Source organism: Anaerotruncus rubiinfantis, from assembly GCF_900078395.1.
In the GTDB taxonomy this organism is placed as follows: domain Bacteria; phylum Bacillota; class Clostridia; order Oscillospirales; family Ruminococcaceae; genus Anaerotruncus; species Anaerotruncus rubiinfantis.
Map to the genome: position 1 here is coordinate 117754 of NZ_FKLA01000009.1, position 15202 is coordinate 132955.

At 57.8% G+C, this 15202-nt stretch carries 16 protein-coding genes; 2 read left to right on the forward strand and 14 right to left on the reverse strand.

The window, feature by feature from the left end:
• Window positions 1-112 precede the first annotated feature (112 nt).
• Both BN4275_RS16985 and BN4275_RS05930 read right to left on the reverse strand, forming a co-directional pair.
• The gene (locus tag BN4275_RS16985) at window positions 113-247 is read right to left on the reverse strand and encodes a zinc-ribbon domain-containing protein (RefSeq protein ID WP_079988113.1); all 135 of its coding nucleotides are present in this window, start codon (window positions 245-247) and stop codon (window positions 113-115) included.
• Between the two features lie 75 nt (window positions 248-322).
• Window positions 323-1669 carry an MFS transporter gene (locus tag BN4275_RS05930; protein ID WP_066455383.1) on the reverse strand — a complete coding sequence of 449 codons (1347 nt, stop codon included), beginning with the start codon at window positions 1667-1669 and terminating at the stop codon, window positions 323-325.
• A gap of 274 nt (window positions 1670-1943) precedes the next feature.
• On the opposite strand from BN4275_RS05930, the gene BN4275_RS05935 reads away from it, so the two are divergent.
• Entirely contained in the window at window positions 1944-3233 is a 1290-nt protein-coding gene (locus BN4275_RS05935; RefSeq protein WP_066455385.1) for an SLC13 family permease, read from the forward strand.
• A gap of 107 nt (window positions 3234-3340) precedes the next feature.
• On the opposite strand, the gene BN4275_RS05940 is transcribed toward BN4275_RS05935, so the two are convergent.
• The 3 genes from BN4275_RS05940 to proS all read right to left on the reverse strand — a co-directional run bounded on the left by BN4275_RS05940 (window position 3341) and on the right by proS (window position 6494).
• The gene (locus BN4275_RS05940; RefSeq protein ID WP_066455387.1) at window positions 3341-4291 is read right to left on the reverse strand and encodes a hypothetical protein; all 951 of its coding nucleotides are present in this window, start codon (window positions 4289-4291) and stop codon (window positions 3341-3343) included.
• An 86-nt stretch (window positions 4292-4377) separates the two neighbouring features.
• Window positions 4378-4926 (reverse strand): RNA polymerase sigma factor, encoded by a 549-nt coding sequence (locus tag BN4275_RS05945; protein ID WP_066455393.1) that lies wholly within the window; start codon window positions 4924-4926, stop codon window positions 4378-4380.
• A gap of 131 nt (window positions 4927-5057) precedes the next feature.
• On the reverse strand, window positions 5058-6494 hold the full coding sequence (gene proS, locus BN4275_RS05950) for a proline--tRNA ligase (RefSeq protein ID WP_066455402.1): 1437 nt from the start codon (window positions 6492-6494) through the stop codon (window positions 5058-5060).
• Between the two features lie 611 nt (window positions 6495-7105).
• Between proS and BN4275_RS05955 the strand changes: the two genes are divergently transcribed.
• On the forward strand, window positions 7106-7372 hold the full coding sequence (locus BN4275_RS05955) for a DUF6809 family protein (protein WP_066455404.1): 267 nt from the start codon (window positions 7106-7108) through the stop codon (window positions 7370-7372).
• Between the two features lie 351 nt (window positions 7373-7723).
• Here BN4275_RS05955 and BN4275_RS05960 read toward each other — a convergent pair whose 3' ends face one another.
• The 9 genes from BN4275_RS05960 to fabK all read right to left on the reverse strand — a co-directional run bounded on the left by BN4275_RS05960 (window position 7724) and on the right by fabK (window position 15194).
• The gene (locus BN4275_RS05960; RefSeq protein WP_066455408.1) at window positions 7724-7954 is read right to left on the reverse strand and encodes an acyl carrier protein; all 231 of its coding nucleotides are present in this window, start codon (window positions 7952-7954) and stop codon (window positions 7724-7726) included.
• A gap of 43 nt (window positions 7955-7997) precedes the next feature.
• Window positions 7998-8822: an acetyl-CoA carboxylase carboxyltransferase subunit alpha gene (locus BN4275_RS05965; RefSeq protein ID WP_066455415.1), complete on the reverse strand. Its 825-nt coding sequence runs from the start codon at window positions 8820-8822 to the stop codon at window positions 7998-8000.
• Complete coding sequence (gene accD / locus BN4275_RS05970) at window positions 8815-9687, reverse strand: acetyl-CoA carboxylase, carboxyltransferase subunit beta (protein WP_066455416.1); 873 nt, start codon at window positions 9685-9687, stop codon at window positions 8815-8817. The genes BN4275_RS05965 and accD overlap by 8 nt, the downstream gene beginning before the upstream one ends.
• A gap of 21 nt (window positions 9688-9708) precedes the next feature.
• Window positions 9709-11061, reverse strand: a complete 1353-nt coding sequence (locus tag BN4275_RS05975) for an acetyl-CoA carboxylase biotin carboxylase subunit (protein WP_066455417.1) — start codon at window positions 11059-11061, stop codon at window positions 9709-9711.
• A gap of 263 nt (window positions 11062-11324) precedes the next feature.
• On the reverse strand, window positions 11325-11756 hold the full coding sequence (gene fabZ, locus BN4275_RS05980; protein WP_066455418.1) for a 3-hydroxyacyl-ACP dehydratase FabZ: 432 nt from the start codon (window positions 11754-11756) through the stop codon (window positions 11325-11327).
• Between the two features lie 13 nt (window positions 11757-11769).
• The gene (accB, locus tag BN4275_RS05985; RefSeq protein ID WP_066455422.1) at window positions 11770-12246 is read right to left on the reverse strand and encodes an acetyl-CoA carboxylase biotin carboxyl carrier protein; all 477 of its coding nucleotides are present in this window, start codon (window positions 12244-12246) and stop codon (window positions 11770-11772) included.
• A gap of 4 nt (window positions 12247-12250) precedes the next feature.
• A complete protein-coding gene (fabF, locus tag BN4275_RS05990) occupies window positions 12251-13486 on the reverse strand; it encodes a beta-ketoacyl-ACP synthase II (protein ID WP_066455425.1) in 1236 nt (411 codons plus the stop codon).
• A 21-nt stretch (window positions 13487-13507) separates the two neighbouring features.
• On the reverse strand, window positions 13508-14248 hold the full coding sequence (fabG, locus tag BN4275_RS05995; RefSeq protein ID WP_079988116.1) for a 3-oxoacyl-[acyl-carrier-protein] reductase: 741 nt from the start codon (window positions 14246-14248) through the stop codon (window positions 13508-13510).
• Entirely contained in the window at window positions 14241-15194 is a 954-nt protein-coding gene (gene fabK / locus BN4275_RS06000) for an enoyl-[acyl-carrier-protein] reductase FabK (protein ID WP_199719765.1), read from the reverse strand. The genes fabG and fabK overlap by 8 nt, the downstream gene beginning before the upstream one ends.
• Window positions 15195-15202: the final 8 nt, after the last annotated feature.

A 15202-nucleotide genomic window follows, 5' to 3' on the forward strand; every position in this document is an offset into this window, starting at 1 on the left:
TTTAAGAAATAATTAATATTTATTAAATATTTCTATATTTAAATTATATTTATTTGCTAACTAATTGTCAATGCAAATATCGCGACAAAAATCCGCACTATTTTTGTTTATATTAACTTTCCGGAACCGGCGCGCCGCAGTGCGGGCAGATCTTCATGCCGGGCATAAGCATGGCTCCGCAGTAGGGGCAGTAGGCCGGCGCGGCGCAGCGGGCCGCGGACAGCAGAGCCTTCATCTTCTCAAACATCGTGAATTTCCTCCTTCTGTGTGCTGGAGGGCCGCACGTCCACCGGGCATGCGGCCCTATTTTTTATGGTTTTTCTTATTCGATGCCCGCCTGCTTCTTCATCTCGGCAATCTTCTTGTCGGTCAGCGGGTAGAGCAGCATTGCGACGATCACGATCGCCAGAAGGATAGCGGGCAGCAGCGCAAAGAGCACCGGCAGCCCGGCAATCGCCTGATCGGTGATGTTCTCTGCGTTAAAGCCGATGAGCGACAGCCCCACGCCCAGGATGAGCCCCTGGAAGATGCCGCCGACCTTCGGGGAGAGCGAAAAGATGGTCATCAGGAAGCCCTTCAGGTCTTTGCCGGTCTTGATGAGGGTGTAGTCGACCAGATTGGAATAAACCGCGGCTTCGGCCGAATGCATGAAGGAATAGCCCACATAGCCCACCGCGAGCAGGATGGTGAAGAGAAGTGCGTTGCCCTGGGTGGTGAAGGAGATCAGCATACTGCCGCCGTAGATGATTCCGCCGATGATGTAGGCGTTGCGCGCGCCGCCGGCCAGCTTCGACACGAAGGGGGTCAGAAAGGCGCCGCCGATCATCAGCGCGGTGCTCGCCGAAAGATAGACGGTCAGCAGGGCTTTGTCCCCGATGACGTAGGTGTAATAGTACACCGACAGCGAAGTGACCGAGAAATAGGTGGCGATCTTGAGGATGCCCGCGATCAGGAACATCAGCATGGGGTAAGAGATGATGCTGCGGATCATCTCCCAGATTGAAACGTCGCTCGCACGGGCCTTGCCGGTTTCGCCAACCGGCTCGGGGATGTCGTAGGGTTTGGCCATCATATAGAGCTGATAGAAGCCGAGGAAGCACAGGACCGAGAGGATCGCCGCAAAGGTGGAATAGCCGATCTTCTCAAACAGCGTAACCGCCACCAGGCTCAGCAGGAACTTGGCGATCGAGTTGCACTGGATCCGGCAGGCCGCATAGGAGGCACGGTCGCCGGGATCGGGCGCAAGCACCGGCAGCAGCCCTGTATACGGGCAGTAGACAAAGTTATAGGCGAGGTAGCAGAGGGTGTACATCGCGCCGAAATAGAAAACCGCGCTCGCACCCGTCAGGCCGAAGTTGTTGAAGCGCAGCCAGTTGAATATGGCGCATGCAATGGCGCCCCAGAGAATCCACGGGCGGAATTTTCCGCTTTTGAAATTGGACTTTTGGATCAGGATACCGATGATTGGGATGGAGATGGTGTCCACCACGCTCGCGATGGACATTGCCGAACCCATGGCCGCCGCCGAGAGCCCCACCGAGATGGTCAAAAACGCGCTGAAATAGGTCGAGGACAGATTGGTGATAATGGTGGTAAAAAAATTCCCCAGACCGTACCGATAGCTTGCGAGGCTGTAGACCGCTTTTTTCTTTGTCGTTGCCCCTTCCATGAAATCGTACCTCCTCAATTACTGTTTTGGTTGCCGGATCGGATCGCTCGCACACAACAGATGCCGGGAAAGCAATAATGTGTTTTTATTAACAATTTCATTTTAACAATTATTTTGTATTTGTCAATATTATAAAAAATTATTTATTAAAAAATCAAAAATGTTATTTACTTTTAATTGATTCCATACTATAATTTAAGCAGCCTTCGGATTGCTGAAAAATTAACAAATATTTGTCGGGACGGCGCGGCCAAACGAGAGGGAGCGTGTGGGCATGGCCATCTTTTTATCGTTCTGCGCAATTTTGCTGAGCATCCTGATTGGCAACCGTTTCAAAATCAACGTGGGCATCCTGGCAGGGAGCTTCGCCGTGCTCATTGGCGTTCTGGTTTTGCAGATGCCCGCCAGCGCCTTTTTCGCGCTTCTGCCCGGCAAGATCATCTTCACCGTCACCATGGTCACCCTGTTTTACGGCTTTCTTTCGGAAAATGGAACCTTGCAGGCGGCAATCGGCCATGTACTTTATGCCCTCAAAGGACGCATTTCCTGCATTCCCCTCGCGCTCTTTCTGATGAGCATCGTCATCAGCGGGATCGGAACCGGCGCTCCCACCGCCACCGTCATCCTCGCCCCCATCGCCATGGCAGTCGCTCCCTGCATCGGACGGCATTCGCTGCTGCTGGGGGTCTCGGTTTCCTATGGCGTGTGTATCGGCGGAAATTTCATTCTCAGCCAGGGCGGTATCATCTCCAGCGCCATCATCGATCAGTCGCTGGCCTACGCCGGTCAGGGACGGCCGATCATGCTTCGCGCCTTTTTCCTGAGCCTGTTGTTTTTTTCCCTGACCTACGCGGTGGTGTATCTGCTGACCAGAGGACGGGCCAGTTCCGCCAAAGGCAGCCTGCCGGAACCCAGACCGTTCACTCCGGCGCAGGCGAGGGGGCTTCTGCTGCTCTGTCTCGTCCTGGGGACGGTTATCGCCTTTTCCCTGCTGGGTCAGCTGCTGGCGGAAGGCTATTGGAAAACCGTCTTTACACAGTTTGACCTCAGTTTCGTCATGCTTTTGGGCGTGCTGGCCCAGTCCGCCCTCTCCCTGGGGGAATTCCCCACCGTCTGCCAAAAATACGTGCCGGTCCAGATGCTGGTCTTTTTCACCGGCATGACTCTGCTGATGGGCGTTGCGGTGGAGGCCGGCGTTGTGGAATGGCTCAGTGCACTGGTCAAAAGCAATGTGCCGGCTTTGCTCCTCCCCGCCGCCCTCGCGTTCATTGCCGGGGTCATGAGCTGCTTCAGCAGCTCCCTCTCGGTGGTTATCCCCGTGCTGTTTCCACTGGTGCCCGCGCTTTCCTCCGAGCTCAGCGTCTCCCATCTGCTGCTCTACAGCGCCATCTTTATTGGCTCCACCTGCGCCGGAATATCCCCTTTCTCCACCGGCGGGTTCCTTCTGGTCAGCAACTGTCGGGTACAGCACGAAACACACGGCCTGCGCAACAGTCTGTTGGTTCTCGCCGTGGTCAACATCCTTTGCGCCGCCCTGTTTCTTTTGGTATTGAGTTTGTTGTGACCGGTTCGGCCGCGCTTCCGACCTGTTCCCCAATCGATGGTTCAACAAAAAAAGGACGGCAATGCCGTCCTTTTTTTGTTGGAGAAAATCCGCCGGCCGCGCGCCGCTCACTGGTAGACAGACAGGTCGACGCTGTCAAGCATCTGCCGTCGTTCGCTTTCGGTGAATCCGTTGAACACCAGCGTATATTCGTATTCACCGCAGAAGATGGTCGCAATGTCGGAGCCATCCTCCCGCACAGTGGTGAATTCATAGCCCTTTGCAGTTTTGTAGCTGCCTCCGCTTCCCGGTTCAATGCCATGATAAGTCACAGCGGTGATCTTTTCACTGATCTTCATCCAGTCAACTGTGATACCCAGGCTGCGTTTTTCGCTGTCATAATTCACCCACATCGTTTTGCCAAAGCTTTGGCCTTTGTCATCCCCCAGGCTGCTTGCCTTGGCAGAGGCAAATGCCATTCCGTCCGGGATCTCCGGCAGCGCCAGCGGCAGGCCAAGCGCTTTGGCCGCTTCCTGCGCCGAAGCATAGTCTGCCGTCTCCTTCTCGGTGACCGAAAGGTTGATATCCGAATCAACCGGCGCGTCCTGCGTCCAGCTCAACTGGATTTCATCTTCTCCGATCACCATCTGATCCGGATCGGGCAGCTGACCGCCTGGGACTTCAGCGGACGATGCAACCTGCACGTGCACGCCCTCCTTGGCCAGTTCTTCCGCCTGCTTCTGTGACATTTTTCCGTCGCCGGTCTGTACCACGACCATCTGGTCATCTTTTACAAACGCGAACCGCTGCCATGCGCCTGAGGCATAGACCCCGACCGACAGCATTGCGACAATCGCCGCAGCGGCAAACACACCGCGTATCGTTTTACTCATTTTCATCGGCTGCTTACGCTCCTTATCCAATTTTTTGATCCTTGCGGCAAATAACTCCGGCGATTCTGCCGCAATGGGGTGATCCTCCAAACCGGTCAGGCGGTCAAGTGTTTCACAGATGCCGTCCAGGTCCATCTCGTCAATCGCCTGGTCAAGCTTTTGCTTCAGTTGCTGTTTTGACTCCATTACAATTCCTCCTTACCGGTGTACTCGGATTGAAGCGCTTCATCCGTACACTTTCATATGCTGGTTTTTATCTGTGTGTAACGGCCTCAGAAGGAAAATTCCTTCTGGGCCACCTCAGCGGCGATCGCTCGGATTTCCCGCCGCAGCCGCACATAGCGCATCCGCACCGCAGTCTCCTCCAAGTGGTATTGGGCGGCGATTTCAGACATGCTCCACCCTTTTATATAGTAAAGGCTGTAGAGCTTCTGCTTTTCCGGGCTGAGCTGCCCAAGGACCGCGTCGATATAAGCGCTTTCATCCACCGCCCGGTCGAGCGCTGTCTCAATAAGATTTGTGCCGTCAGGCTGTGCCTCCAGCCTGCCATCCCCGTCGAGCTCTTCCCGCGCCATGCGTGCGAACGCTTCCCGCCGGGCCTTCTGTGCGAGGTTTTTCGCCGTCAGGAATAAAAAGCCGCCTGGATTCGGATGTGTAAGCAATGCCTCTCGTTTCTGCCACGCCACCAGAAAAACCTCCTGCACTGTGTCCCGTGCTGCCTGCTCGTCTGCAAGCGCGGCATACAGGTAGCGCAGAACCTTTTCATAATAATCTTCACAAAGCCCGTCAAAAAAACGTTCGGCTTTTTTTCCGTTCCACAAAACCGCACCACCTCCTGTATCGTTATGCCGGATACCCCGCCGGTGTAACAAAAAAAGAAGCCGGCGGATTTCCGTCGGCTTCTTTTTGGGGATCAGTCAGTAACCGCATTGTGCCCCGCACCGGTTCTCTCTTAGTAGGCTTTGCCCCAGATGATCATGGTTTTCGCGGGCTTGCCGCAGATCGGGCAGGTTTCGCCCAGGTTTTCCTGCGCGAACGGCATGCAGCGGGAGGTTAGGCCGGCTTCTTCTTTAACCCGCAGTTCGCAGGCCTCGTCGCCGCACCACATCGTTTTGAAGAACCCGGATTTGGTGTTCGCAAGCTCTTTGAGCTCATCGAAGGTGTGCGCGGCCCAGGTGCGCGCCTCGCGGTTGGCAAGCGCCTTCTGATAGAGCCCGTCATGGACGGCCTTGAGCAGTTCGGGAATCTTCGTTTCCAGCTCATCGAGCGAAACAATCGTCTTTTCGCGGTTGTCGCGGCGGACCAGCACACACTGGTTTGCTTCGATATCGCGCGGTCCCATTTCGAGCCGCAGCGGGACGCCCTTCATCTCGTATTCGGCAAACTTCCAGCCGGCGGAATTGTCGCTGTCGTCAATCTTCGCGCGGCAGAATTTTTTGAGCTGCTCGGTGACCGCACGCGCCTTATCGAGCACGCCCGGCTTATGCTGCGCGATCGGAAGCACAATCACCTGGATCGGCGCGATCGCGGGCGGCAGCACCAGACCGTTGTCATCGCCGTGGGTCATAATGATCGCACCGATGATGCGGGTGGACATGCCCCAAGAGGTCTGATGCGGGTATTCCGGCTTGTTGTCGCGGCTCTGGAAAGTGATATCAAACGCGCGGGCAAAGCCGTCGCCAAAGTAATGCGAGGTGCCCGACTGCAGCGCTTTGCCGTCATGCATCATCGCTTCGATGGTGTAGGTGGCTTCCGCGCCGGCGAACTGTTCCTTCTTGGTCTTGCGGCCCTTGGTGACCGGGATCGCAAGGCTCTCCTCGCAGAAGTCGGCATAGACGTTGAGCATCCGCTCGGTCTCCTCCATCGCCTCCTGCGCGGTCTCATGCATCGTGTGGCCTTCCTGCCACCAGAATTCACAGGTGCGCAGGAACGGACGGGTGGTCTTTTCCCAGCGCACAACCGAGCACCACTGGTTATAGAGCTTTGGCAGGTCGCGGTAGGAATGAATAATGTTGGCGTAATGCTCACAGAAGAGCGTCTCCGAGGTTGGACGAACGCAAAGGCGCTCGGTCAGCTTTTCCTCGCCTCCGTGGGTCACCCATGCGACTTCCGGCGCAAAGCCTTCGACATGGTCCTTCTCCTTTTGCAGCAATCCCTCGGGGATGAACATCGGCATCATGACATTCTCATGTCCGAGCGCTTTGAAGCGGGCGTCAAGATCGTCATGGATATTTTCCCAGATCGCGCAGCCGTATGGCCGCACAATCGTACAGCCCCGCACCGAAGAATAATCGGCCAAGTCGGCTTTTTTAACGATATCCGTGTACCATTTTGCGAAATCCTCGTCCATCGAGGTGATCGCTTCCACCATTTTTTTCTGATCTGCCATCGGTTATTACTCCTTTTTATCCGGCTGCGCCACAGGCCTGTTTTCTGGGCATGCCGCCCACCGGCTTTTACACGTTTTCTATCATACCCGTTTCCACCGCGAATTGCAAGCCCCTTCCTTTGCGCCCTCCGTGCGACTGGGAGTTGCGCCTTCCGTGCGCACGGATTTGCTCCGCAGGGGTACTTTCTTGCTCGTGCAAGAAAGTACCCAAAGAACACGCGCGGGGACACCCCGCGGCCCCATGCGCGCGATTTCGTCGCCGCTTCGCGGCAAAGATCGCGCGCAATCTGCTTAGATGCCACGAAGCGTGCCGCGTGATGAAAAGCACGCGGGACAGATCGCCGCAACCTTGCGGCGATGCGCTGCGCGCAAAGCGGACAAGCGGATTTTCATATGTGCGGCCCTACGAGCCGCGCCCGCAAGCCTCTAAGCGTACAGCGCCGCAAAATCGATGCCAGTAGACTTTTCTCCCTGTCCAGCAACGCGCGATAGCGCGATTGCCGCCGAAGGGCGGCAATAAAAAAAGTCCTACGCCAGATGTAGTGTGAAATGATCCTTTTTCCACAATATTCTGCTATACTTGCAATACAAATCTTGAAAGAGGTGATTGAATGGCAACCATAGACGATCTGTTTTTCGGCGAGCTGTCGCCAAATCTGACGAGTCCGGAGGACAACAAGCAGTATCGTGCCGCGGCCGCGGTCTGGGACGATTGCGAGGAGCGGCTGACCCTGCTGCTCGGCGGCAAGGAGCGAACCCTTTTGATTCGCCTGCTGAACGCGCACGCGGAAATCCTCGGGGTGAGCGAAGCCGCGCGTTTCCGCCAGGGGTTTTCCCTTGGGCTGTGCCTTGCCGCCGAGGCGTTTCTCGCGGGGTAGCGCGGCCGCCTGCAAAAAGCAAGGGTCAAGATGAACCGGCTTACGTCCGCCCTTGCTTTTTGCATTCCCCCGCGCTTTGGGGCAAAACAAGGGCGGAAGCACCAAAGTGCTTCCGCCCTTTATCAATCCATTTGTCCTCATTAAGCGCCAGCGAATCGCCGCAATGGTTGCGGCGATCTGTCCCGCGCGTCATTGCGAAGCGCGCGCGGCTCAATTCGTTTCATCTCGGCAGATTTCGCGCCGTTTCTGCCGAAGGCAGCTTTCACGGCGCGCATTGGGGGCCCGGGGAGATCCCCGGGCGTGTTCTTTCCCCTGTTTCTTGCACGAACAAGAAACAGGGCCGCCGGAGGCTTATTCTTGATGGTCTTCGATGTATTTGACGATGTCGCCGACGGTTTTGATGTTTTCGATCTCCTCGTCCGGGATCTCGCAATCAAACTCTTCCTCAAGGCTCATGACCAGGTCAACGATATCCAGCGAATCCGCGCCGAGATCGTTGGAAATGTTGGCCTCCATTGTGACCGCATCCTCTTCAACGTCGAGCTGATCCACGAGGATTTCCCTTACCTTTTCAAATACCATGATCGTTTCCTCCTACTTATTATATAAATGATTTATTTACCGATTAAAGAGGGTTCGCGCCTTTCTGTTCTGTGAACTCTCCAATCTTACGGAACTTATAATACCTGTTTTCCAAGAGTTTGGCAATAGGTATTTCCATATATTTTTGGATTGTTTCCAAAATGTACCGGGATATGCTTTCCGCCGCCATTTTATGATCATTATGAGCGCCGCCCGGCGGTTCCGGGATGATCGCTTCCGCGATTCCAAATCCCATAAGGTCCTCCGCCGTAATGCGCATGATATTCGCCGCTTCCTTCTCGCGGTTCGCGTCCTTCCACAGGATCGAGGCAAACCCACGCGGCGATATGACCGAATAGACCGCATTTTGCAGCATGGCCAGCTCGTCACAGACTCCCAGCGCCAGCGCACCACCGCTGCCGCCTTCGCCCAGTACGATTGAAACGACCGGAGTCGCAAGCTCCATAAACTCCATCAGGTTGCGGGCAATCGCCTCACCCTGTCCGCGTTCCTCCGCGCCCACGCCGCAGAAGGCGCCCGGCGTGTCGATGAAGCAAATTACCGGCCGGTGGAATTTTTCCGCCTGTTTGGCGAGCCGCAGCGCTTTGCGGTATCCCTCCGGATGTGGCATGGCGAAGTTCGCGGCCTGGTTTTCCTTCAGGTCGCGGCCTTTGACCTCGGCGATCACGGTCACCGGGATGCCGCCGATCGTACCGATCCCGCCGAGGATCGCACCGTCGTCACCGTAGAGACGGTCGCCGTGCAGCTCAATAAAATTGTCAAAAATCAGCGGGATATAATCCCGCACCGTGGGGCGGTTTTTCTCCCGCACAATCTGCAGGCGTTCATATGCCGTGGTTTCAGGCATTTTCCCCACCTCCCATATTGTGCAGCCTGAGCAGCTGCGCGAGCGTTTTTCGCATAGCGCCGCGTTCGACGATCAGATCCGCAAAACCGTGCTGCAGCGCGAATTCGGCCGATTGGAAATCGTCCGGCAGGTGCTGCTTGATCGTCCCCTCAATGACCCGGCGGCCCGCGAAACCAACCAGCACCTTGGGCTCCGCGATGATGATGTCCCCGAGCGACGCAAACGACGCGGTCACGCCGCCGGTGGTGGGGTCGGTCAGGACGGTGATATAAAGCAGCCCTTTGCGGCTGTGGCGTCCAACCGCGCCAGCGGTCTTGGCCATCTGCATGAGCGCCACAATGCCCTCCTGCATCCGCGCGCCGCCCGAAGCGGTGAACAGCACGACCGGCAGGCGCTTATCCGCTGCCGTTTCAAACAGCCGCGCGACTTTTTCGCCCACGACAGAGCCCATCGACCCCATCATAAACCGGGTGTCCATCACGCCAAGACAGCAGGGCTGCCCGATGATCGAACATTCGCCGGTGATGACCGCGTCGCGCAGGCCGGTTTTGCGCCGCAGATAAAAGGTTTTTTCCGTGTAACCCTCAAAACCGATGGGATTGAGGCTTTTCATATGCTTATCATATTCAACAAATGTAAAATTGTCCGCCGTCAGTTCAATCCGTTCCGGCGCGGACAGGCGCGCGTGATACCCGCAGTTCGGGCAGACCTTGTTGGCCGTCTCGAACGCGTCCATGAATTCCACTTTGCCGCAGCGGGGGCATTTGAACATCAGATTTTCCGGGATGTTCATCTTCCCCTTTTCCGCGGCGGGTTTTTCATAAGATGCGCGGGATTTTACCTTCGCAAACAGATCCTCTAACATTTACCCGCCTCGCCTCCTCTTTTAATCTTTCTGCATCAAGCGGTCCAGAAACCCGATGTCATACTTTCCGCTTTCAAAATCCGGATTGTGCAAAAGCGAAAGCTGGAAGTCGATATTCGTGTCTACCCCTTCCACCAAAAATTCCGCCAATGCCCAGCGCATCTTCATGATTGCTTCCGGCCTTGTGGGCGCGTAGACGATCAGCTTCGCAATCATCGAATCGTAATACGGCGGAATCGTATAGCCCGCGTAGACCGCGCTGTCAATCCGCACGCCCGGCCCGCCCGGCATATAGAGCGCCCGGATGGTACCCGGCGACGGGCGAAAACCCTGCGCCGGATTTTCCGCGTTGATGCGGCATTCGATCGCGCATCCGTGCATGCCGACCTCATCCTGCGCGACCGGCAGCGGTTTCCCCTGCGCGATGGCCAACTGGGATTTGACAATATCCACCCCGGTCACCAGCTCGGTGATCGGGTGTTCGACCTGCACGCGGGTGTTCATCTCCATGAAATAAAATTCGCCGTCCGCATCCACCAAAAACTCGATGGTGCCCGCGTTATAATAGCCCGCGGCCTTGACGGCGCGGCAGGCCGCTTCGCCCATCCGCTGCCGGAGCTGTTCGTTCATCACCGGCGCGGGGGACGGGCATTCTTCGATCACCTTCTGGTTGCGGCGCTGCACCGAGCAGTCGCGCTCCCCCAGATGGATCACATTTCCGCGCTCGTCGGCCAGCACCTGGATTTCGATGTGGCGCGGATTTACCAGGAATTTTTCCAGATAGATCGCGCCGTCCCCAAAGCAGGCAACCGCCTCCTGCCGGGCGGTATGGAAGGCATTTTCGAGCGCGTCCGCCGTATGCGCGATGCGGATACCGCGCCCACCGCCCCCGGCGGAGGCCTTCACCATAACTGGGAACCCGATCCGCCGCGCGACCTGCATCGCTTCGTCCGCGTCCGCGACCGCGCCGTCCGATCCGGGCACCACCGGGACGCCCGCGTCCCGCATGGTGGCTTTGGCCTGGGCCTTGTTGCCCAGAAGCTCGATCGATTCGGGACTCGGACCCACAAACTTGATGCCGCAGGTCGCGCACAGCCGCGCGAAATAGGCGTTCTCCGAGAGAAAGCCGAAACCGGGATGGATCGCATCCGCGCCGGTCTGTTCGCAGGCGGCTAGGATCGCGGACATATTGAGGTAGCTGTCCTTGGAGGGCGCGGGCCCAATGCAGACGCACTCATCCGCGATCTGAGCATGCAGCGCGCTTTTGTCCGCGGCCGAACATACCGCCACGGTGCGCAGCCCCATTTCCCGGCAGGCGCGGATGATCCGCACCGCAATCTCCCCGCGGTTGGCTATCAGAACTTTCGTAAACATAAGCAACGTTCCGTGAAACGGTCCTTTGGCCGTCTCTCCGGTCCCCTTTCCAGCGCAAAATGAAAAAAGTCGGAAGTTTTGCTCGCCACTTGCCCTTCGGGCAAATGGTGACCCCATCCGGGCTGTCGCTGCGCGACATTTTTTAAAAAATTGCAAATGGGGTTGCAGAGGGCAGCGCCCCCTCGCCCCGGCCCGCAGATCCACTTCAGGCGCATTTTTTCTTTGGTTCTTTCTTTTTGCAAAAGAAAGAACCAAAGAACCTTCTAATTCCCAAGCGCGAAGGTGATCTCCGCCTCTGCAGCCATTTCGCCGCCGACGGTGGCAACCGCCCTGCCCACGCCAAAGCTCGACCGCAGCTTCAGCATCTCGACTTCCAGGCGCACCGTGTCGCCAGGCAGCACCGGACGACGGAATTTTGCCTTATCGATCTTCGCAAAAAATGCGATCTTCCCTCTGTGTTCCGGCATCGACAGCACACAGACCGCGCCGGCCTGTGCGAGCATCTCGATGGTGAGTACACCCGGCGTCACCGGATGTTCCGGGAAGTGGCCCGCAAACCAGAACGAATCCGGCGCGATGAATTTCTTCGCGACCACCCGCTTGCCAGTCTCCATCTCCTCGATCTCGTCGATCAGCAGGAAGGGGTCGCGGTGCGGGATGATCTGTTTGATCTGTTCTTTATTCAGCAGCGGCATCCTTTCGTCCTCCTCATTCGAGCCGCAGGACCGGCTGGCCGTATTCGACCGGCGCGCCATCCGCGACAAGGATTTCCACGACCGTGCCGGACTGGTCGGCCGGGATTTCGTTCATCACCTTCATCGATTCGACGATAAAGACAATTTCCCCCGCCTTGACGGCGGAGCCCACCTTGACATACGGTTCCTTATCGGGGCCGCTCGCCGCATAGAAGGTGCCGACCAGCGGGGAGGTGATCACCTTCGGCGCCTCAGCGGATTTCTCCAGGGAGGGCTCCCCTGCCTGCGCTACCGCCACCGCGACCGGAGCTGCTGCGGGCGCCGCCAAAACCGCCGCGGGCTGGCTTCCCTCGCCCGCAGACGGGGCCATCATCCAGTTTTTGATCTTCAGTTTGACGCCTTCGGTCTCGAACTGCAGTTCCCCAATGTGGTTCTCCGAGACACTTTTCATCAGCGCCTGGATCTGTTCGACTGAAAATTCCTTCGACATATTTTTAACCCTCATATTTTCTGAAAAGTATGGAGGCGTTGTGCCCGCCAAAGCCGAGCGAATTGGAAATGGCATACTCCACGTCGGCCCTGCGCGCACCCTCGGCCACGTAATCGAGGTCACACTCCGGATCCGAAACTTTGTAGCCCAGGGTCGGCGGAAGGATCCCTTCCGCCAGCGCATTCACCGTGGCGACCGCTTCCACGCCGCCCGCCGCGCCGAGCATGTGCCCGGTCATCGATTTGGTCGAGCTGATTGCAAGCTTATAGGCATGCTGGCCGAATGCCATCTTAACCGCGTTGGTCTCACACCGCTCGTTGAGCGGCGTCGAAGTGCCGTGCGCGTTGATGTAGCCGACCTGTTCGGGTGCAATTTCCGCCTCCTGCATCGCGTTCATCATCGCGTGGGCAGCTCCTTCGCCGTCCGGGGAAGGACCGGTGATGTGATGCGCGTCGTCGGTCGCGCCATAACCCACGATCTCCCCGAGGATTTTTGCGCCGCGCGCCTTGGCATGCTCGTATTCCTCGAGCATCAGAAGCCCCGCGCCCTCGCCCATGACGAAGCCGCTGCGCTCCTTGTCAAACGGGATCGAAAGCCGGTCCGGATCGGTCCCCTGGGTCAGCGCGGTCATATTGTTGAAGCCCGCTACCGCGAATTCATTGATCGCGGCCTCGCTTCCACCCGCCACCGCCATATCGAGATAACCGAACTTGATCTTGCGGAATGCCTCGCCAATGCAGTGGTTGCCGCTGGCACAGGCGGTAACAATCGCAAAGTTATCTCCTTTGAAGCCGTATTCGATGGCAATCTGTCCGGCCGCCATATTGGAAATGAGCATCGGGATCAAAAAGACCGAAACCCGGTCCGGGCCCTTTTCCAGGAACTTTTCATGCTCGGAGAGGGTGGTTCCAAAACCGCCGATCCCGCTGCCCACGATCACGCCGATCCTGTACGGGTCCACCCCCGAAAGATCGCCCGCGCCTTCCATCAATTCCTTGGCGGCCGCCATGGCGAACTGCGTGAAGCGATCCATCCGGCGGGCATCCTTTTTACCCAGCCCCATCGCGACCGGGTCCCAGTCCTTAATCTCCGCCGCGTACTTGACCGGGACGCGGGAGGTATCGAACGCAGAAATCGGCGCGAAGCCGTGCCGTCCCGCCTTGAGGCTCTCCCAGAAATCCCCGGCATTGAGTCCGACCGGTGTAACCGCTGCCTGGGAGGTGATGACTACTCTTCTCATAGAATAAACTCCTTTAACATCTTACATCGTGATGCCGCCATCGACACAGAGCACCTGCCCGGTGATGTACGAGGCGTTTTCGCCCGCGAGGAAGGCCACCGCTGCGGCAATGTCCTCCGGAGAACCCATCCGTTTGAGACTGATCATGCCCGCGATCGCTTCCCGGGTCTTTTCCGGGAGCTTTTCGGTCATGCTGGTTTCGATAAAGCCGGGCGCGACCGCGTTCACCGTGATCCCCCGACCGCCGAGCTCTTTCGAGGCGCTCTTGGTCATGCCGATGATCGCCGCTTTGCTGGCCGCGTAGTTGAGCTGCCCGGCGTTCCCATAGACGCCCACGACCGATGAGATGTTGATGATCCGGCCTTCCCGCTGCTTCATCATGACCGGCACCACCTGCCGCATCATATTGAATACGCTCTTCTGGTTTGAATCGATGACCGCATCGTACTGCTCCTCACCCATCCGGGCAATCAGCCCGTCCCGGGTGATGCCGGCGTTGTTGACCAGCAGGTCGATCCGCCCGAAACGGCTCAAAATCCGCTTCACCATCCCGGCGCAAGCTTCGAAATCCGAAACGTCCGCCGCGAAGCAGTCGGCATCCACACCGCATCTGCGGCAGGCTGCCACGACTTCCTGCGCCGCCGGAACCGATTCCTCTCCCCGGCAGTTGACCGCCACGTCAAAGCCTTCCTGCGCCAGCCGTTCGGCAATCGCGCGGCCGATCCCCTGCTTTGCGCCGGTGACAATCGCTACTTTATTCAATGGTGATCCCCCTTCCCGCAAACGGATCCTTCAAATAGGCCTCGGTGGAGGCCATCAGCTTCTCCACGATGACCTTCGCAGGCGCAACCTCATGCACCAGCCCGGAGATCTGTCCCGCCATAAAGGTGCCTTCCTCGGTGTTGCCGTCCTGCACCGCCTTCCGAAGCGAACCGACCGCAACCTTTTCAAATTCCTCACGATCCACCCCGTCGGCCTCCATTTTTGCAAGCCTGCGGGAGAATTTATTCTTCAGCGACCGAAGCGGCGCGCCCCCCGCGCGGCCGGTGACAATCGTGTCGGTGTCCTTCGCGTCGACAATCAGCTGTTTGTAGGTGTCATGCGCCGGGCTTTCCGCAGCGCAGACAAAGATCGTACCGCACTGCACCGCCTGGGCGCCGAGCATCAGCGCCGCCGCGAAGCCGCGCGCGTCCGCAATGCCGCCCGCGCCGATGACCGGGATCGAAACCGCGTCCACCACCTGCGGCAGCAGTGCCATCGTCGTGAGCTCCCCGATGTGTCCGCCCGATTCGCACCCTTCGGCCACCACCGCGTCCGCGCCCGCGCGTTCCATGCGTTTGGCCAGCGCTGCCGACGGCACGACTGGGATCACCTTGATGCCCGCGCCTTTAAACGCGTCCATATATTTCCCGGGATTGCCCGCGCCGGTCGTCACGACCGCAATCTTCTGCTCGACACAGACTTTCGCCACGTCGTCGGCAAACGGGCTCATCAGCATGATATTTACGCCGAACGGCTTATCGGTGAGGCTTTTGGCCTGCTTGATCATTGCTTCGACCACCTCGCCCGGCGCGCTCGCCGCGCCGATGAGGCCAAGCCCGCCCGCGTTTGAAACGGCGGCAGCAAGTTTTGCGTCGGCCACCCAGGCCATGCCGCCCTGGAAAATCGGATACTGAATCCCCAAAAGTTCGGTGATTTTTGTCTTTATCATTTCTG

What these genes read in the sequence shown, in the direction of transcription:
- BN4275_RS05960 (WP_066455408.1), bottom strand. Translation starts at nt 7,954, where the DNA reads ATGGTATTTGAAAAGGTAAGGGAAATCCTCGTGGATCAGCTCGACGTT.
- proS (WP_066455402.1), bottom strand. Translation starts at nt 6,494, where the DNA reads ATGGCAGATCAGAAAAAAATGGTGGAAGCGATCACCTCGATGGACGAG.
- BN4275_RS05940 (WP_066455387.1), bottom strand. Translation starts at nt 4,291, where the DNA reads ATGGAGTCAAAACAGCAACTGAAGCAAAAGCTTGACCAGGCGATTGAC.
- fabZ (WP_066455418.1), bottom strand. Translation starts at nt 11,756, where the DNA reads ATGCCGCTGCTGAATAAAGAACAGATCAAACAGATCATCCCGCACCGC.
- accB (WP_066455422.1), bottom strand. Translation starts at nt 12,246, where the DNA reads ATGTCGAAGGAATTTTCAGTCGAACAGATCCAGGCGCTGATGAAAAGT.
- accD (WP_066455416.1), bottom strand. Translation starts at nt 9,687, where the DNA reads ATGTTAGAGGATCTGTTTGCGAAGGTAAAATCCCGCGCATCTTATGAA.
- BN4275_RS05965 (WP_066455415.1), bottom strand. Translation starts at nt 8,822, where the DNA reads ATGCCTGAAACCACGGCATATGAACGCCTGCAGATTGTGCGGGAGAAA.
- BN4275_RS05975 (WP_066455417.1), bottom strand. Translation starts at nt 11,061, where the DNA reads ATGTTTACGAAAGTTCTGATAGCCAACCGCGGGGAGATTGCGGTGCGG.
- fabF (WP_066455425.1), bottom strand. Translation starts at nt 13,486, where the DNA reads ATGAGAAGAGTAGTCATCACCTCCCAGGCAGCGGTTACACCGGTCGGA.
- BN4275_RS05955 (WP_066455404.1), top strand. Translation starts at nt 7,106, where the DNA reads ATGGCAACCATAGACGATCTGTTTTTCGGCGAGCTGTCGCCAAATCTG.
- BN4275_RS16985 (WP_079988113.1), bottom strand. Translation starts at nt 247, where the DNA reads ATGTTTGAGAAGATGAAGGCTCTGCTGTCCGCGGCCCGCTGCGCCGCG.
- BN4275_RS05930 (WP_066455383.1), bottom strand. Translation starts at nt 1,669, where the DNA reads ATGGAAGGGGCAACGACAAAGAAAAAAGCGGTCTACAGCCTCGCAAGC.
- BN4275_RS05935 (WP_066455385.1), top strand. Translation starts at nt 1,944, where the DNA reads ATGGCCATCTTTTTATCGTTCTGCGCAATTTTGCTGAGCATCCTGATT.